The following is a 16,880-nucleotide window of genomic DNA, read 5'->3' as shown; positions in this document are numbered from 1 at the left end:
CGCGAAACAATTGCTGCATAGCCGCTGATGTGGCCACGCCCAGTCCATTGCGCACTATCCACGAGCACGTTTCTCTTGTCCAGCATACAGTATCAATTCAATACTCATTAGCCAATAATCTGATACCCTGCACGCTTTTCATTACCCATACGCTTAATGCACCCCGCCTCAGCGAGGGTCTTCAAGGCGCGGAAAAATGAGCTGCGTGAGACATCCCGCTCGCCCTCAAGGCGCTCTAACACCTCGCTCGGGGCAAAGTGATTGTGACGATCTGACACTGAATAGGCCGCACGAAGAACCTTTTTTTCAAGGTCAGAGAGGGCATTCAAACCTAAATCCCGCTCCATCCCATCAAGGACAGTGGCCAAGGCACATAGCTGTTCAAGTTTATCAAGATTTCCCATATCGCTCACCGTCAAGGCCAAATTTCCACCCGTGGCTGCGTTATGCCAATTCATACCATAGCTCAACATTCTGTGCCACAAAATATCTTCTTGGTGAAATATTAGGATTAATTTCTGAACTTAATCTTAACGCTTGCACTACCGACAATGTTAGCGCGAACAACACAAGCGAAAAAGCGGCAATCAGCGATAGGTACTCAGCAATCCTGAAGGGGATTTTACCCGCTTTGCGCATTACTTTCTGCAGGGTCAGTTATTGCCTCAACTTCGGCTTCTGTCTGGCTTGCCGCACGCGCAAGGGCGGATGCCTCACGGGCGATGAAATCACAATGTCCGCCCAATTGACCAGAGAGCAACTTTCCATCATGCGAGAGATCCGCGATCTTCCACACAGCCCCATCCCGCAAAAGCGTCACATCGAGCCGTTCTGCGCCCGTGCCACGGCCCGTCAACACCGAAATTTGCACAGCACGCGCAGTTTCAATCTGACTTTCATAGACCAATGTTTGCGGCAATATTGTCAGGATTGGCAGAATATCTTTCATCTCTAGAACCTCGCCATAGGCGTCCTGATGGCAGGCGGCAGCGCGGGCCGAGGCCTGCACCAAGTCATCGGTCAGATATTGCGGCTGCAGTTCCGGGTCTGTGAAGGCGGCCATAACCACCCCACCACGGGGCGGGATCACCTGCGCCAAAGCCTGTTGGGGGGGGCTTAACTCCTCCACAGGGGGCATGCTCATTGGTTGACACCCTGCAAGGAAGGTGGCGGTCATGATCAAAGCAACGGGCAAATGGCGCATGGGTTTGGCCCTCCTTGGGGCAGTCGAAATTCTGGTCACGCCTCCCCTAGCAAACCCTTGCGCTTGGGGCAAAGAAATAGCGCGGGCCGAAGATAAATTCAGCCCGCGCCTGTGTCTGTCTCTGCTTGGCGGGATACCTTAATCCGTCAGGGTCAGAGCAACAAAGCGTGGATCCTCCGCGCGGCGGATCAGCAAGAGAATAGATTTTTGCCCTGCATCACGCGCCTCTCCAACAATTTGGTCAAATTCCTGCGGGGTGGAAATCGGCATTTGCGAAACTTCGGTCACGATATCGCCCGCCTGTAGGCCCTTTGCCGCCGCGTCCGAGCTTGGATCGACCGCCTCAATCACCACACCGCTCAGCCCCCGTGCCGCGAGGTCTGCACGATCCTCTTCGGTGATAGGGCCAAGGCGCAGGCCAAGCACATCCACGGATGCGGGTTTAATCGGTTCGGGCTGCCCCGCGCCGCCTGCATCCGCAGTCTCGCGGCGCCCCAAGGTGACAGAGAGGGTTTCAACGTCACCACTGCGCAGAACGTCCATATTCACTGTTTCCCCAACAGGTGCCGCGGCCACAACACGCACCAATTCGCGGGTATCCTGAACATCCTGCCCATCAAAGCTGAGGATCACATCCCCCACCTCGACACCGGCATCACGGGCGGGGCCTTCTGGCACATCTGTGACCAATGCACCGCGTGCCTCCTCCAAGGACAGGCCATCGGCGATATCTTGGGTCACGTCCTGAATGCGCACGCCCAACCATCCGCGGCGCGTTTCGCCGAATTGCTGCAATTGATCAACCACATCGCTGACCACGGCCGAGGCCATAGAAAACCCGATACCAATCGAGCCACCGTTGGGTGACAGGATCGCAGTGTTTACGCCGATGACATCGCCCTCGAGGTTGAACAATGGCCCGCCCGAGTTTCCGCGATTGATTGCAGCGTCTGTCTGGATGAAATCATCATAGGCCCCCGACAATTCCCGCCCGCGTGCCGATACGACACCGACCGAAACTGAGAACCCCTGCCCTAGAGGGTTGCCCATGGCCATAACCCAATCCCCCACGCGCAGCGCGTCACTATCCCCAAAGGAGACAGAGGTGAGCGGGCTTTCAGGGTCTACCTTCAGAAGCGCAATATCAGTGTTAGGGTCTGTGCCAATCAATACAGCCTGCAACACCTCGCCCGTACGGAATTCAATCGAAATCTCATCGGCCCCTTCGATCACGTGATTATTGGTGACGATGAACCCATCTTCAGAGATCACAAACCCCGATCCAAGCGCCTGCGAGCGGCGGGGGGCTTGGCCCCCTTGGCCGTTGCGGTTCATGAAGTCGTTAAAGAAATCCTCAAATGGCGATCCAGGTGGCAGCATGGGTTGGATGCCCTGCGGCCCTTGTTGGCGGGCGGCAACGATTGAGGTTGTGGTGATATTCACCACCGCATCGCCTACTTGATCCACCAAATCTGCAAATGTGTCAGGCCGCGCCGATTGCGCCTGCGCGGGGCTTTGCAGGGTGATCAGCCCCAGCGCCACAAGTGCGGCAGCCAGTAATAGCGCCGTTTGGCGCAGACGCGAGACCTGCGGAGGCGCGATGGCAATTGCATTCGCCCGCGCAGCACCTCTTGGCTGCATCCATTCCGTGGTTTGATAATCGCGTCTCACCTGCACACTCCTTTTTCATCTCCCAAACTACGCCCAGACGAGCTGTGGTTAGGTTCCGTCATAACCAATAGGGTCAGATGAATATTTGGCCGCCCACAAGGCTATTCAAGAACCATCCCTATCACCCTATCTCACACCCTCATCACAAGGCCGTGAAAGTAAATTACAAACTTACCGCAAAGGCCAGAACGATGACCCCAAAACACACCGCGCCAAAGCCGATGAGACGGCGCGTTTCCACGGGGATCGCCGCGAGAAACGCAATCAGATTTTCCAAACGCGAAGGGGCCAGCACAAAGACCAGCCCCTCAATAAGCAGGGCCATACCAAGCCCTGCAATTATAATGTCCCACGACAATCCCAGCATCAGCGCGGGCTCTGCGAAGACCCCAAGTAATCAAAGAATTCGCTATCAGGGGCCAAGAGGAAGGTGGAATTCCCCGTGCGCAGGGCTTGGCTATAGGCATTCATCGAACGATAGAATTCAAAGAATTCCGTATCCTGCGAGAAGGCCTCGGCAAAGATGCGGTTCCGTTCGCCATCTGCTTCACCGCGGATGATTTCCGCTTCGCGGGTTGCCTCTGACACGATCTCAACCACGGTGCGGTCGGCTTGGGCGCGGACGCGCTGTGCAGCCTCGGCACCACGGGCGCGTTCATCTGTGGCTTCGCGCTGCCGTTCGGCCTCCATACGGGCGAAGGTGGCTTCAAGGTTTTGCTGTGGCAATTCCGTGCGCTTGAGGCGCACATCCAGAACCTCAAGACCCAAACGCTCAGCCAAGACACGCGCTTGCGCCGTGATCCGCGCCATAAGTTCTGCGCGCTCGCTCGACAAAATCGTGTTTGACGTCACACCATCAGCACCCAAAACAGCACGGATCTGTGGGTTGAGAATATCTTGCAACTGCGCCTCAGCCGCGCGCAGACCGCCCGCACCAATCGCCTGACGGAAGGCAACCAAATCTGAAATCCGATAGCGTGCAAAGGCATCAACCACCAAGCGGCGATCATCAGACGGGGTCACCTCAATCGGTTGGGTGTCAAGCGACAGGATCCGGTCGTCATAATACACCACCTCTTGGATGAACGGCACTTTGACGTTCAACCCTGGCTCTTCGATGACCTGACGAATTTGACCAAACTGCAGAACAAGCGCCTTTTGACGCTCATCCACGATGAACAGTGAGCTGAACGCCACGGCAACTGCGAGAACGCCAACGGGGATTAGGAAAGCAATACGAGACATCAGTTATTCCCCCCTGCTGCGGGCTCAGTTCTGCGCAATTCATTGAGCGGCAAATACGGCACAACGCCATTCCCCCCGCCATTCTCATCCATGACGATCAGGTTCACATCACCCAGAACCTGCTCCATGGTTTCAAGATAGATACGGCGGCGTGTCACTTCGGGCGCCCCGCGATATTCTTGAAGAACCGCCAAGAAACGGCTTGCTTGACCTTCGGCCTCATTGACCACTTGGGCGCGATACCCTTCGGCCTCTTCCAGCAGCTGCGCCGCTTCACCGCGCGCGCCCGCGAGGGCTTGGTTGGCATAGGCATCCGCCTGACGCTCCAGTCGGTCGCGTTCCTGTTCTGCGGCTTGCACGTCACGGAAGGCGTCAATCACCTCGGCGGGCGGATCAGCGCGGTCAAGGTTGAGACGCACAATATTGATGCCTGAATCATATCCATCCATCGTGGTTTGGATCAAATCCCGCACCTGATCTGCGATCAAGCCGCGATCACGGTTTAGAATTGGCGAAAGTTCGGATTGCGCGATAACTTCGCGCATGGCGGCCTCAGACACCGAGCGCACCGTCACCTCTGGATCTCGAAGGTTAAAGAGGAACTCTGAGGGTTCTTTGATGTTCCAAACAACTTGGAAATCAATATCGACGATGTTTTCATCCGTGGTCAGCATCAGCCCTTCGCCCGCGCGGGAAGACCCAATCGCCTCGGTGCGCTGCGTGGTGACTTCGATCACTTGGGCGCGCACAAAGGGCCAAGGCGCCAAATGCGGGCCATCGCCCGTGGTGCGATAGAAACTGCCAAAGAATGTTTCAACGCCCTGCTGAGACGGCTGAACCGTGTAGAAGGACGCCAAGAACCAAGCAACGATGCCTGCGCCCGCGCCAAGCAGAAACATGCTGCGTGTCGGTTTAAAACCACCGCCGCCTGCGCCGCCGCCAAAGCCGCCATTGCCGTCACCGCGCCCCCCCATCAAAACGCGGAGTTGCTCTTGGCCCTTGCGAACCAAATCATCCAATTCGGGGATCTGTTGCCCACCGCCCTGTTCAGGGCGGCGCGGGCCGCCATTGCGACCATCATCATCGCCACCGCGATTTCCACCAGAGCCCCAAGGGCCGCCGTTATTTCCAGCCATGCTGCGCTATATCCTCTTGTGATCTCTCGTCTTACATATTCAGTCAAATCTGTGCCCTGCCGCGCCACGCTGCACCACATGGGCCATCACCGTCTTGTCACAGATGTGCCTTTGCGCCTGATTTTCAAGCCACGCGGACGGGTGTTTTCAGTGTAACCAATTCCTCCGACATGGTGGGATGCACGGCGCAGACGCGGTCAAAATCTTCCTTTGTTGCGTCCATTTTCACAGCAATACCCGCCAATTGGATCATCTCACCCGCCTGCGGGGCGACAATGTGACAGCCCAAAACGCGGCGCGTTTCAGCGCAAACCACCAATTTCATCATTGCCCGATCAGACTGCCCCGCAAAACTGGATTGCATCGGTTTGAAAGAGGTCGCGTAGACCTCAATTGGGCCTGCTGCGCGGGCCTCTTCCTCAGACAGGCCCACAGTGCCAAATTCGGGCTGCGTGAACACCGCCGAGGGGATTAAATCATGATCCACGGGCGTCTTCTTGCCTTCAAAGACTGTCGCCACAAAGGCCATCGCTTCGCGAATGGCAACGGGGGTCAGGTTCACACGATTGGTCACATCCCCAATCGCATAAATCGAAGGCACGGCGGTTTGGCTGAATTGATCCACCACAATCTCACCACCACGGCCCAATTCCACGCCGAGGGCGTCTACCCCCAACCCATCTGTGTTGGGGCGGCGGCCTGTGGCAAAAAACACCTGATCAAAACTTTGCATCTCGCCATTTGTCGCCTCAACACGCAAGCCCGTGTCTGTTTTCTCAATCCCAATCACATCGGTGCCCATATGGATAGAAATCCCATTGGCCCGCATCTGATCGCAAATCAGCCCACGCGCCTCATCATCAAAGCCACGCAGAATTTGTGCGCCGCGATAATATTGCGTGACCTCAACCCCAAGGCCGTTGAGAATACAGGCGAACTCGCACGCGATATAGCCACCGCCCACGATCAATATTGATTTCGGCAGTTGCGGCAGGTTGAAAATATCATCCGATACGATGCCATATTCCGCGCCTTTGACATCGGGGCGGACAGGCCGACCGCCCGTAGCGATCAAGATATGTTTCGCGGATTTGATTGTGCCATCGGCAAGGCGCACGGAATGCGGATCCGACAGGGTGGCGCGCTGCGCAAAAACAGTGACGCTTGATTTGTCCAACAGGCCGTTATAAACGCCTTCTAGGCGATCTAACTCGGCGGATAATTTGCGCTGGAAATTCGGCCAATGAAATGCCCCCAGTGAAATGTCCCACCCATAGGCCGCTGCATCTTCTGCCATCGGCGCATATTCAGAAGCAAAGACCATCAGTTTTTTGGGCACGCATCCGCGGATCACACAGGTGCCCCCCATGCGGCTATCCTCAGCCAAGGCCACCTTAGCCCCCAAACCTGCTGCAACGCGTGCGGCGCGCACCCCGCCAGAGCCACCACCAATCACGAAAAGATCATAGTCAAATGTCATCAATCAGCCCGAGTTGAGGGATTAGGAGAGGTTAAAGAGGTTGTCACCCTCAAGAATTTCGATCTTTTCCCGCTCGACCGTGCCATCGTTGATATTGCGCACCTCAACGCTGCCATCGCCATTGCCGATCACGATAATGTCGCAAATATCGAGGAACAAACCATTCTCTACCACGCCAGGGATCTGGTTCAGAACAAGCGAGGCTTGTTGCGGGTTGGCAATGCGCTTGAGATGCAAGTCGATGATGAAATTCCCTTCATCTGTGCGATAGGGCTCTTCCCCCGAAAGGCGCAAAGATGTGCTGCGACCCAGAACATCGAGATTAACCAAAACTTCCTCAATCAGGGCTTTGGTGGTTTGCCATCCAAACGGAATAACCTCAACGGGCAAAGGGAAGGCCCCAAGACCCGTTACCTCTTTTGCAGGGTCAGCAATCACAATCATCTGATCCGAAGCGGTTGCTACGATTTTTTCTTGCAACAACGCACCACCGCCACCTTTGATGAGGTTCAGGTTTGGATCAAACTCATCCGCGCCGTCAATCGTGAGATCCAGCCATTTCACCTCGTCCAAGGTTTTGACTGTGATGCCAACTTCACGGGCAAGCTCTGCTGTGCGTGTTGATGTGGCAACACCTGTGACCTGCAATCCGTCTTCGCGCACCATCGCACCCAGACAGCGCACCATCCATGCTGCCGTTGATCCCGTCCCAAGCCCAAGGCGCATCCCATCTTCAACAAAATCAACAGCGCGTTTTGCCGCCACATATTTTGCTTTATCAATTGGGTTAAGGTCAGCCGCCATTCGCGCGTCTCCATATTGTCATGCCAAAGGGTCAGCCGCACTGCGCCAGTGGCGTTTGTCGATCTCACATCATGTTTAACGAACCTTGTTCAGGGATGCGAGGGTCAAAGAGACAAACCGAAACTCTGCAAAACCTGATCACGGTAGCGCGCAGGCAAAATGGCAAGCAGCCCTGCCCCCTTTGCCATCAGACGCAGCGCCCCACCCTCGGCCTTGTTGGATGTGCCAATCTGCCCCATCGGATCGAAGGTCAAACCATCGAGAGGCCAACGCAGCCCCTCAGCGGCACAGGCCACAGGGGCAAAAGGGAACAAAGAGACCCGCGTATCTCGCGGTAATTCAAAAGCCATTTCACGATGCGCAGGGAGGTGGAAAACCACATCCTGCGCGCTTTGCAAAATGACGGGCGCGCCTTGATGCCGTGCCAAGGCCTGCATCGCGGCCAATCCATGATCGGCGCGCGGCCCGAGAAACCCAAATCCAATGATGCCCGCAACATCCAAAACCCGCAAAGATTTCTCAAAATCGGTGCTGTCCTGCTCGGGAATGTGATGCAGAACATCCCCGAATTGGGCGCGCGTCTCAGGGCTGATGGAATCCATATCGCCAATCACGGCAACGGGCTGCAGACCAAGGCGTAAGGCGTGATTAGCACCACCGTCAGCCGCGACCACAATCGCTCCAGAGTTGACCAGCGCCTTTACTGGCTGTTCTTCAATTTCTCCACCACCTATCAGGCACACAAGACGTTCGGTGTAGGCTAAACTGTTCTCTGACGCTGATATCCCGCCAAAGCTAAGCTCGTTATCATTCACCTCTACGCTCACGAATGCGTTCAATCCAAATTCTGCAACAGTGAAAAAAATCGTTTTGGTTTTGGCTCATTAGCCCTAGCGTATCACTCAAAGTGATACTGCAGAAGCTAAAAAACGCTTTTGGAAAATACATAGAGCATAGCTAAACAAAATACTAAGGGGCTCTATAGCTTATGAAGCTGCGCCAATGAATTTGGTTTTAAAATGTTAGGATTACCAGTTGATAAATCAATTCAAGTTCAAAGATAAAGTTGTTGTTGTAGTAGGTGGAGCAAACGGTATTGGCGAAGCCTGTGCAAATTATATGGCGTCTTTAGGTTCGCATATAATAATATTGGACAAAGATGGAGCTGCAGCCAAATCGGTAAGCGAGAATATACCAAACTCACTCTCATTCGAGCTTGATATTTGCGACGCAAACCAAATCGACGAAGTGTTCGAGAAAGTCCCGAACGTAGACGTCTTGGTGAATAGTGCCGGCGTAGCGCGTCGGCAACCGGCTCTGGACCATAACAAGTCGGACTGGGATTTGGTTGCAAACGTCAACACCACCGGATCTTTTCTATGTGCTCAGGCTGCAGCCAGAAAGATGGTCAAAGCAAAACAACCGGGATGCATCACAAATATAGCCTCAATTATGGGGCTTTCAGGGGGGGGTATTTACCCCAATGTCTCGTATCAAACGTCAAAGGGAGCTATAGTAAATATGACACGTGCCTTGGCAGTTGAGTGGGCCCCTTATGATATCCGTGTCAACTCTGTTGCCCCTACGTATGTGAGAACGGAATTTATTAGACCGTTACTTGATGACCCCTATACTGTTCGACGCATCGAGGAAATGACGCCCCTAGGCAAGATTGCTGAGCCAGGAGATGTGGCTGCCGCTGTCGCTTTTCTATCGTCGTCAGCAGCATCTATGATCACTGGGCATACTCTCCCGGTCGATGGAGGTTTTTTGGCCCAGTAGTGACATGGTTACGATGGACCTACCAAACCAAAAGGATACCGAAGTCGATGCAAGAAGTGACTTACGATTTTTCCAATAGAATTGCTGTAGTGACGGGGGGGGCAAACGGAATCGGCTCTCAGATTGCCTCACAATACCTTGATGCCGGAGCCAAGGTAGTCATATGGGATCTCCATCCCCCAAAGAACAAAAGAAAAAATGCAATTTTCAAGGAAGTTGACGTTAGTGACCTCAGCCAGGTCGAGAATGCAACCAAAGACACAATTAACAATTGGGGCAAGATTGATTTCCTCTCACACAATGCTGGTTATGCCGGCCCAACTGAGAACACAATTAACTACGACACAGAAGCTTGGATCAAAACTGTGCAAGTCAATTTAATTGGCACTTATATCGTAGCAAAAACAGTAGCTCCATGTATGGTCTCTGAGGGGTACGGTCGCATAATTAATATGGCGTCTCTTGCAGGCAAAGAGGGTACACCCTACGCATCTGCATATTCTGCGGCAAAAGCTGGTGTAATAGGCTTTACTAAGTCGCTCGCAAAAGAGCTGGCCGAAACCAATGTTCGAGTGAATTGTGTGGCACCTGCCGCAGTAAAAACGAACATTCTCGACCAGATGGAACCTGACTTTGTGGAAACTATGATAGCAAAGTCACCGATGAAGCGCCTTGGCTATGCACGGGAGGTCGCCGATATAGTGATGTGGCTTTCCTCTAGTGCATGCTCATTTAACACCGGCGCTGTTTTTGATATGTCGGGAGGCAGAGCCACGTACTAACGCGTTAGTGTTTACCGTCTTTGTCGCCGTTGTTATCTGCCTGTCCAACGCCCTTGAAAACGGCTTTGAATGGCAGGGCCCACAAAATACCAAGCCCCACATATATGGCAAACTCCACCCAGATGGAGGGGCGCTCAAACAAGCTCATCAGCCACCACCCCGCCGCGATATAGGCAGGCAGCCCGAAGATCAGGATAAGCAGGGACAAACGCTTGCGGGTTTTATAGCCAAGGGCCATGACAGGCAGCTCTCCCTTTGGTCGGTGATCAGATCAATCCGCGAACGGGTCAGTCACAAGAATTGTGTCTTCACGCTCGGGTGAGGTGGAAAGTAGCGCCACGGGGCAGTCAATCAACTCCTCCACACGGCGCACATATTTGATCGCATTGGCAGGCAAATCCGCCCAAGAGCGCGCGCCCTCGGTCGTCTCATGCCACCCTTCCATCTCTTCATAGATTGGTGTGCAGCGTTTTTGCGCCTCAGACGCGGTTGGAAGGTAATCAATCCGCGTGCCGTCAAATTCATAGCCCACGCAGATTTTGAGCGTGTCAAACCCATCAAGAACATCCAGCTTCGTCAGCGCAATGCCATTCACACCAGACGTCGCGCAGGTCTGGCGCACAAGGGCGGCGTCAAACCACCCGCAGCGCCGCTTGCGCCCTGTGACCGTGCCAAATTCATGGCCACGCGTCCCCAGACGGGTGCCATCTTCATCGTCCAATTCCGTTGGAAACGGCCCCTCGCCCACGCGAGTTGTGTAGGCTTTTACGATGCCCAGCACATAATCAACCGCACCTGGCCCAAGGCCGACACCTGTCGCAGCCTGCCCTGCAATGACGTTGGAAGAGGTCACAAAAGGATAAGTGCCAAAATCAATGTCCAGCAGCGCGCCTTGTGCGCCCTCGAACAAAATGCGCTTACCCGCGCGGCGCTGTTCGTTCAGAACCTTCCAAACGGGTGCGGCGTAGGGCAAAATTTCAGGCGCAATGGCCTTGAGCTTTTCGATCAGCGCATCGCGATCGACAGGCGCGATGCCAAGGCCACGACGGAGCGGGTCGTGATGCTGCAGCGCGCGATCAACACGGGCGATCAAGGTGGCCTCATCCGCCAAATCCGCTACCCGCACCGAACGGCGACCAACCTTATCTTCATAGGCAGGGCCAATCCCGCGGCCTGTGGTGCCGATTTTGGTGCCGGCGCTGGCCGCATCTTCGCGGGCACGATCCAACTCACCATGGATTGGCAGGATCAGCGGGGTATTCTCCGCAATCATCAATGTTTCAGGGCTGATGGTCACACCATCTTGGCGGATTTTGCCGATCTCTTCGATAAGGTGCCAAGGATCTAGAACAACGCCATTTCCAATAACGCTCAACTTGCCGCCGCGCACCACACCCGAAGGCAGCGCGTTGAGCTTGTAGACCTTGCCATCAATAACCAATGTATGGCCTGCGTTATGCCCGCCTTGAAAGCGGCAAATCACATCTGCGCGCTCGCTGAGCCAGTCGACAAGCTTGCCCTTGCCTTCATCCCCCCATTGCGCGCCAACAACCACAACATTCGCCATTTTACGATCCGTCCTTATCCGCAGGCCAGAATGGCCGGCTCTTGCAAACGATGGCGTCTATAACGACACGCAGCCTCGGTGAAAAGCGCGAAACGCATTGCCCGCCTGCGGCAGAACGCGGGACGGGCCCGCATCCTTGGGTCATGGAACTGTCATATGTGTTGCAATATTCACCGGATTCGCCTTAAAGTTGTGAAACTCTTGGCTTGCGGCGGCGGATCGCATCCCCTAAGTAATCCGCGAAAAGTGACGGATTGTTACAGACACGCACCTGAGGCCGCCATGGAAAATATCGTTCTCGTCATCCATCTTATCCTCGCAATCTGCTTGATTGCCGTGGTGCTTTTGCAGCGCTCCGAAGGGGGCGGCATGGGCCTTGGTGGCGGCGGTGGTGCAGGCGGTGGCCTTATGACAGGCCGCCAAGCGGCAACAGCCCTCGGCAAACTCACATGGGCCTTTGCGACTGCGTTTTTGATTACATCGGTTACATTGACCATTTTGGCGGCGCAAAACTCGGCCACCACATCTGTGCTAGACCGCATTGGCACATCAGCCCCCGCTGACGGGGCCGCAACCGATGGCACAACCGACAGCGCGCCTGCGGCAGATAGCCTTCTGCCCCCAGCACTGGGGGATGCGCCCGCGCTGCCGCCACGGGCGGAATAACGCAGCATCTAAATTTAATTCACCGCAAAGACCCAATAAATATTGGGTCTTTGTTATTTTTAGCCACATGATATAGCGCTGACCGCTTGCCCTAAGGACACGAATCCTGATACGGTCAAATCCCGTGATACAGGTGGCAAACGCGGTCTGTTTCCAACAGACAAAATAGCCCGCGCGGGAGAATATAGGTATATGGCACGATACATTTTTATCACGGGTGGTGTGGTCTCTTCGCTTGGCAAGGGCCTCGCGTCGGCCGCGCTTGGTGCATTGCTACAGGCACGTGGCTACACCGTGCGTTTGCGCAAGCTTGACCCCTATCTCAACGTTGATCCTGGGACGATGTCGCCCTTTGAACATGGCGAAGTTTTCGTGACCGATGATGGTGCGGAAACCGATCTGGATTTGGGCCATTACGAGCGCTTCACAGGCGTCTCTGCCCGCGCGACAGACAGCGTCTCATCAGGCCGTATCTATTCCAACGTTTTGGAGAAAGAGCGCCGTGGTGATTACCTAGGCAAAACCATCCAAGTGATTCCCCACGTCACCAATGAGATCAAAGATTTCATCGCCATCGGCGAGGATGAAGTGGATTTCATGCTGTGCGAAATCGGCGGAACTGTCGGCGATATCGAGGGCCTGCCGTTTTTTGAGGCGATCCGTCAATTCGGCCAAGAGCGCCCGCGTGGCCAGTGTATCTTTATGCACCTGACCCTGCTGCCCTATATCAAAGCATCGGGTGAGTTGAAAACGAAGCCCACCCAACACAGCGTAAAGGAGCTGCGCTCTATCGGGCTTGCCCCCGATATTTTGGTATGCCGTTCTGAGGGGCCGATCCCGCGCAAAGAGCGCGAGAAGCTTGCGCTATTTTGCAATGTGCGCCCCGATAGCGTGATTGCCGCACAAGACCTCAGCACGATTTATGATGCACCTTTGGCCTATCACCGCGAAGGGTTGGATCAGGCGGTGTTGGATGCTTTCCAAATCGCCCCCGCCCCGAAACCAGATCTCAGCCGTTGGGAAGATGTATCAGATCGTATCCACAATCCCGAAGGCGAAGTGCGCGTGGCGATTGTTGGCAAATACACGCAGCTGGAAGATGCCTATAAATCTATCGCCGAGGCGCTGACCCATGGCGGCATGGCCAATCGCGTCAAAGTGCGCGCCGAATGGATTGATGCCGAGATTTTCGACCGCGAAGATCCTGCGCCACATCTTGAGGGCTTCCATGCGATCCTTGTCCCTGGTGGGTTTGGCGAGCGCGGAACAGAGGGCAAGATCAAGGCTGCAGAATTCGCCCGAACCCGCAAGATCCCCTATTTGGGTATCTGCTTGGGTATGCAAATGGCGGTGATCGAGGCTGCGCGAAATCTGGCGGGCATGGCCAAAGCAGGGTCGGAGGAATTTGATCACGAAGCGGGTCAAAAGCGGTTCGAGCCGATTGTGTATCACCTCAAAGAATGGGTGCAGGGCAATTATAAAGTCACCCGCAAATCAGATGATGACAAAGGCGGCACGATGCGTTTGGGTGCCTATGATGCGGTTCTCGCAGAAGGCAGCCGCGTAGCCGAGGCCTATGGCACAACCGCCATCGAGGAACGTCATCGCCACCGCTATGAAGTCGATATCAAATATCGTGATAAACTTGAAAAATGCGGTCTGCTTTTCTCGGGCCTTTCGCCCGATGGGAAACTGCCCGAGATTGTCGAGATCAAAGACCACCCGTGGTATATCGGGGTTCAGTTCCATCCAGAATTGAAATCGAAACCCTTCGCACCGCACCCGCTATTCCGTGACTTTGTGCGGGCGGCCAAGGATGTCAGCAGGCTTGTCTAAGCCTGCCTGACAGGCCCGTGATGCTGTCTTATCAACATATCTATCATGCGGGCAATTTGGCCGATGTGCATAAGCACGCGGCCCTCGCATGGGTATTGGATTACCTGACGCGCAAAGACAAACCGCTGAGTTATCTTGAAAGCCATGCGGGGCGGGGGCTTTATGATCTTGCCGCCCCCGAAGCCGTAAAAACGGGCGAGGCAGAGGCAGGCATCGCCCGCTTGCGCGCAGGTTTTGCAGCAGATCATCCTTATGCGACCCTACAGAAAAAAATTGCCGCAAAATACGGCCCACAGGCCTATGCAGGTTCCCCCCTTTTGGCGGCTGAATTATTGCGGCCTGTGGATAATTTACATCTCGCGGAATTGCATCCTCAGGAACATGAGGCCCTGCAGGCGGCAATGATCCAAGCGGGAGGGGCGCAGCTCTATCGCCAAGACGGGTTCGAGATGGCGCAATCCATTTGCCCACCTGATCCACGGCGTGGCCTGATGTTGATTGATCCCTCTTATGAGGTGAAGACCGACTATGCCCGCATCCCAAAAATCATGGGGCAGTTGGCGCGCAAATGGAATGTTGGGATTATAATCTTGTGGTACCCGATCCTCGCAAACAAAGCCCATCAGCCGATGGAAACAGAGTTACGCCAAACCTTTGCTGATGCGATGCTTCACCGCCAGACCTTCCCCCCCGCCCGCGAAGGGCATGGGATGATTGGCTCGGGCCTGTTTGTCCTCAACCCGCCTTTCGGCATGGAGGCCGCATTGGCCGAGATTGCAGCGGTGTTTGCAAAAGCCAAGGCGCATTAGGCGGGTTCTCTTATCGCAAAAACAGCTTATATTGGGGCCTATGTTTGCAGATCTCCTTCGCCGCCTTGGCGCGCCCAAACCAGAACCCATCACTGACAGCGATGCGCGGCTGGCGCTTTGCGCATTACTCGTACGTCTTGCGCGCAGTGACGGCGATTATGCCCAAGCAGAACGCGCGAAAATCGCGGAAACCTTAGCGGCGCGCTACGGGCTTGACCCGTCAGGCGTTGATGCCCTGATCCATGAGGCCGAGGCGGTTGAAGCAGAAGCCCCAGACACGGTGCGCTTTACACGCGCCATCAAGGAGTCGGTCGCCTATGAAGATCGGATCGTGGTGATTGAGGCCCTTTGGGCGATTGCCTTAGCCGATGGGCACCGCAGCGCGGATGAGGACGCGCTATTGCGTATGGTGGCGCCCATGTTGGGGATCAACGACCGCGACAGCGCCCTTGCGCGCCAAAGTGTGGCCAAACTTTAGGCAGGCGCGTAAATTACGCGCAAGCCTGCGCGAATTTCGCTGCCATTTCAAAAATGCCGCGCTAGACTGGCCGCATGAGCAGCTATCTCAACGATAATCCAGAGATCAAAACGATCCGCGTTGCGGCCTCTGATCTCAATGGTCAGCCGCGCGGAAAACGGATTGCGCGGCGCTATGCGCAAAAAGCATGGGAGGATGGAACACGATTTCCCTTCTCCGTCATGAACCTTGATATTTGGGGCGAAGATATCGATGACAGCCCGCTTGTCTTTGAAAGCGGTGATCCCGATGGCCTGCTTCTGCCGACCGAGCGTGGCTTTGTGCCAATGCCGTGGCTGAGCAATCCAACCGCGCTGCTGCCGCTTTGGATGTTCCACGAAGACGGCCGCCCCTTTGCGGGTGATCCGCGCCACGCGCTGGCGCGGGTTCTAGATCGGTATAAGGCGCTTGGCCTGACCCCTGTTGTGGCCACTGAGTTGGAATTCTACATCATCGATGATCGCGGCCCCGACTTGCGCGTGCCGCCATCGCCCCGCTCAGGCAAAAGACGCAATCAAGCCGAAATTCTGGCCCTCAGGCAGCTTGATGCCTTTGATCAGTTTTTTACCAAAATTTATGATGCCTGCGAGGCGATGGATATACCCGCCGACACATTGATTTCCGAGGCAGGCCCCGGACAGTTCGAAATCAATATGATGCACCAATCCGATGCTTTGAAGGCGGCGGATGACGCGTGGCTGTTCAAGCTTTTGGTCAAAGGCGTTGCGCGCAAATATGGCTTTGCCGCCTCGTTTATGGCCAAACCCTACGAAGATTACGCGGGCAACGGAATGCATATGCATTTCTCGGTTCTTGATCAGCAGGGGCGCAATATTTTCGACAATGGCAGCACTGAAGGGTCAGAGGCGCTGCACCATGCCATTGCGGGGTGCTTGGCAGGGATGGCAGGGTCTATGCTGATCTTCGCCCCCCATGCCAGCAGCTATGATCGATTTGTGCCAGGCGCCCATGCCCCAACTGTTTTGGCGTGGGGTTATGAAAACCGCACAACCGCGCTGCGGGTTCCCTCTGGCACGCCTGCGGCGCGGCGGATCGAACATCGGGTCGCGGGGGGTGATGTGAACCCCTATCTCTTGGTGGCCAGTATCCTTGGCGCAGCACTCACGGGGATTGAGGGCAAACTCACACCACCCGCGCCCACCCATGGCAACGCCTATGATGCGGCGAGCCCGCATTTACCCACCACATGGGGTGAGGCTATCGCGGCCTTTGAAGACTGCCAGATGACCGCGCAAATCTTTCCGCGGGAGTTGGTCGCGAACTACCTCGCCACCAAGCGTCAAGAGATGCATTACATGGCCGAACTTTCACCCGAAGAGCAGATGCAACTCTACCTCGACACTGTCTAAACTGCCCCCTT

General features: G+C 55.2%; 19 protein-coding genes. 8 read left to right on the top strand and 11 right to left on the bottom strand.

Annotated features, from left to right (window positions below; all coding sequences use genetic code 11):
- Window positions 1–107: 107 nt before the first annotated feature.
- Both AAC637_RS09725 and AAC637_RS09720 read right to left on the bottom strand, forming a co-directional pair.
- Window positions 108–458: a MarR family transcriptional regulator gene (locus AAC637_RS09725; RefSeq protein ID WP_340303384.1), complete on the bottom strand. Its 351-nt coding sequence runs from the start codon at window positions 456–458 to the stop codon at window positions 108–110.
- A gap of 164 nt (window positions 459–622) precedes the next feature.
- Entirely contained in the window at window positions 623–1,144 is a 522-nt protein-coding gene (locus AAC637_RS09720) for a hypothetical protein (RefSeq protein WP_340303383.1), read from the bottom strand.
- Between the two features lie 31 nt (window positions 1,145–1,175).
- Between AAC637_RS09720 and AAC637_RS09715 the strand changes: the two genes are divergently transcribed.
- The gene (locus tag AAC637_RS09715) at window positions 1,176–1,346 is read left to right on the top strand and encodes a hypothetical protein (protein ID WP_340303382.1); all 171 of its coding nucleotides are present in this window, start codon (window positions 1,176–1,178) and stop codon (window positions 1,344–1,346) included.
- On the opposite strand, the gene AAC637_RS09710 is transcribed toward AAC637_RS09715, so the two are convergent.
- The 7 genes from AAC637_RS09710 to AAC637_RS09680 all read right to left on the bottom strand — a co-directional run bounded on the left by AAC637_RS09710 (window position 1,343) and on the right by AAC637_RS09680 (window position 8,367).
- On the bottom strand, window positions 1,343–2,845 hold the full coding sequence (locus AAC637_RS09710; protein WP_340303670.1) for a Do family serine endopeptidase: 1,503 nt from the start codon (window positions 2,843–2,845) through the stop codon (window positions 1,343–1,345). The two genes, AAC637_RS09715 and AAC637_RS09710, sit on opposite strands and share 4 nt — an antisense overlap.
- Before the next feature lie 193 nt (window positions 2,846–3,038).
- Window positions 3,039–3,242, bottom strand: a complete 204-nt coding sequence (locus AAC637_RS09705; protein WP_340303381.1) for a DUF2065 domain-containing protein — start codon at window positions 3,240–3,242, stop codon at window positions 3,039–3,041.
- Window positions 3,242–4,120, bottom strand: coding sequence for a protease modulator HflC (gene hflC, locus AAC637_RS09700; protein ID WP_340303380.1), 879 nt, complete (start codon window positions 4,118–4,120; stop codon window positions 3,242–3,244). The genes AAC637_RS09705 and hflC overlap by 1 nt, the downstream gene beginning before the upstream one ends.
- Window positions 4,120–5,256 carry an FtsH protease activity modulator HflK gene (hflK, locus tag AAC637_RS09695; RefSeq protein ID WP_340303379.1) on the bottom strand — a complete coding sequence of 379 codons (1,137 nt, stop codon included), beginning with the start codon at window positions 5,254–5,256 and terminating at the stop codon, window positions 4,120–4,122. Before hflK ends, hflC begins: the two co-directional genes overlap by 1 nt.
- A gap of 124 nt (window positions 5,257–5,380) precedes the next feature.
- Complete coding sequence (gorA, locus tag AAC637_RS09690) at window positions 5,381–6,736, bottom strand: glutathione-disulfide reductase (protein ID WP_340303378.1); 1,356 nt, start codon at window positions 6,734–6,736, stop codon at window positions 5,381–5,383.
- Window positions 6,737–6,757: 21 nt separating this feature from the next.
- Complete coding sequence (gene rpiA / locus AAC637_RS09685; RefSeq protein WP_340303377.1) at window positions 6,758–7,540, bottom strand: ribose-5-phosphate isomerase RpiA; 783 nt, start codon at window positions 7,538–7,540, stop codon at window positions 6,758–6,760.
- A 104-nt stretch (window positions 7,541–7,644) separates the two neighbouring features.
- On the bottom strand, window positions 7,645–8,367 hold the full coding sequence (locus AAC637_RS09680; protein WP_340303376.1) for a thiamine diphosphokinase: 723 nt from the start codon (window positions 8,365–8,367) through the stop codon (window positions 7,645–7,647).
- A 208-nt stretch (window positions 8,368–8,575) separates the two neighbouring features.
- On the opposite strand from AAC637_RS09680, the gene AAC637_RS09675 reads away from it, so the two are divergent.
- Window positions 8,576–9,322 (top strand): SDR family NAD(P)-dependent oxidoreductase, encoded by a 747-nt coding sequence (locus tag AAC637_RS09675; RefSeq protein ID WP_340303375.1) that lies wholly within the window; start codon window positions 8,576–8,578, stop codon window positions 9,320–9,322.
- Window positions 9,323–9,369: 47 nt separating this feature from the next.
- Window positions 9,370–10,104: an SDR family NAD(P)-dependent oxidoreductase gene (locus tag AAC637_RS09670; RefSeq protein ID WP_340254563.1), complete on the top strand. Its 735-nt coding sequence runs from the start codon at window positions 9,370–9,372 to the stop codon at window positions 10,102–10,104.
- Window positions 10,105–10,108: 4 nt separating this feature from the next.
- Here AAC637_RS09670 and AAC637_RS09665 read toward each other — a convergent pair whose 3' ends face one another.
- Entirely contained in the window at window positions 10,109–10,342 is a 234-nt protein-coding gene (locus tag AAC637_RS09665; RefSeq protein WP_340303374.1) for a DUF2842 domain-containing protein, read from the bottom strand.
- 33 nt (window positions 10,343–10,375) lie between these two features.
- The gene (locus tag AAC637_RS09660) at window positions 10,376–11,671 is read right to left on the bottom strand and encodes an adenylosuccinate synthase (protein ID WP_340303373.1); all 1,296 of its coding nucleotides are present in this window, start codon (window positions 11,669–11,671) and stop codon (window positions 10,376–10,378) included.
- 282 nt (window positions 11,672–11,953) lie between these two features.
- Here AAC637_RS09660 and secG point away from each other — a divergent pair, with 282 nt between their 5' ends.
- The 5 genes from secG to AAC637_RS09635 all read left to right on the top strand — a co-directional run bounded on the left by secG (window position 11,954) and on the right by AAC637_RS09635 (window position 16,869).
- Window positions 11,954–12,337, top strand: coding sequence for a preprotein translocase subunit SecG (gene secG / locus AAC637_RS09655; protein ID WP_340303372.1), 384 nt, complete (start codon window positions 11,954–11,956; stop codon window positions 12,335–12,337).
- A gap of 192 nt (window positions 12,338–12,529) precedes the next feature.
- Entirely contained in the window at window positions 12,530–14,173 is a 1,644-nt protein-coding gene (locus tag AAC637_RS09650; protein ID WP_317655514.1) for a CTP synthase, read from the top strand.
- 20 nt (window positions 14,174–14,193) lie between these two features.
- Window positions 14,194–14,982, top strand: coding sequence for a 23S rRNA (adenine(2030)-N(6))-methyltransferase RlmJ (rlmJ, locus tag AAC637_RS09645; RefSeq protein WP_340303371.1), 789 nt, complete (start codon window positions 14,194–14,196; stop codon window positions 14,980–14,982).
- A 40-nt stretch (window positions 14,983–15,022) separates the two neighbouring features.
- Window positions 15,023–15,460, top strand: coding sequence for a tellurite resistance TerB family protein (locus tag AAC637_RS09640; RefSeq protein ID WP_340303370.1), 438 nt, complete (start codon window positions 15,023–15,025; stop codon window positions 15,458–15,460).
- 74 nt (window positions 15,461–15,534) lie between these two features.
- On the top strand, window positions 15,535–16,869 hold the full coding sequence (locus tag AAC637_RS09635) for a glutamine synthetase family protein (protein ID WP_340303369.1): 1,335 nt from the start codon (window positions 15,535–15,537) through the stop codon (window positions 16,867–16,869).
- The last annotated feature ends 11 nt before the right edge of the window (window positions 16,870–16,880 follow it).

It is taken from the genome of Roseobacter sp. HKCCD7870 (assembly GCF_037830315.1).
Taxonomy (GTDB): Bacteria; Pseudomonadota; Alphaproteobacteria; order Rhodobacterales; family Rhodobacteraceae; genus M30B80.
Note: the sequence above shows the minus strand (reverse complement) of the source record. Positions and strands in the feature narration are given on the sequence as shown.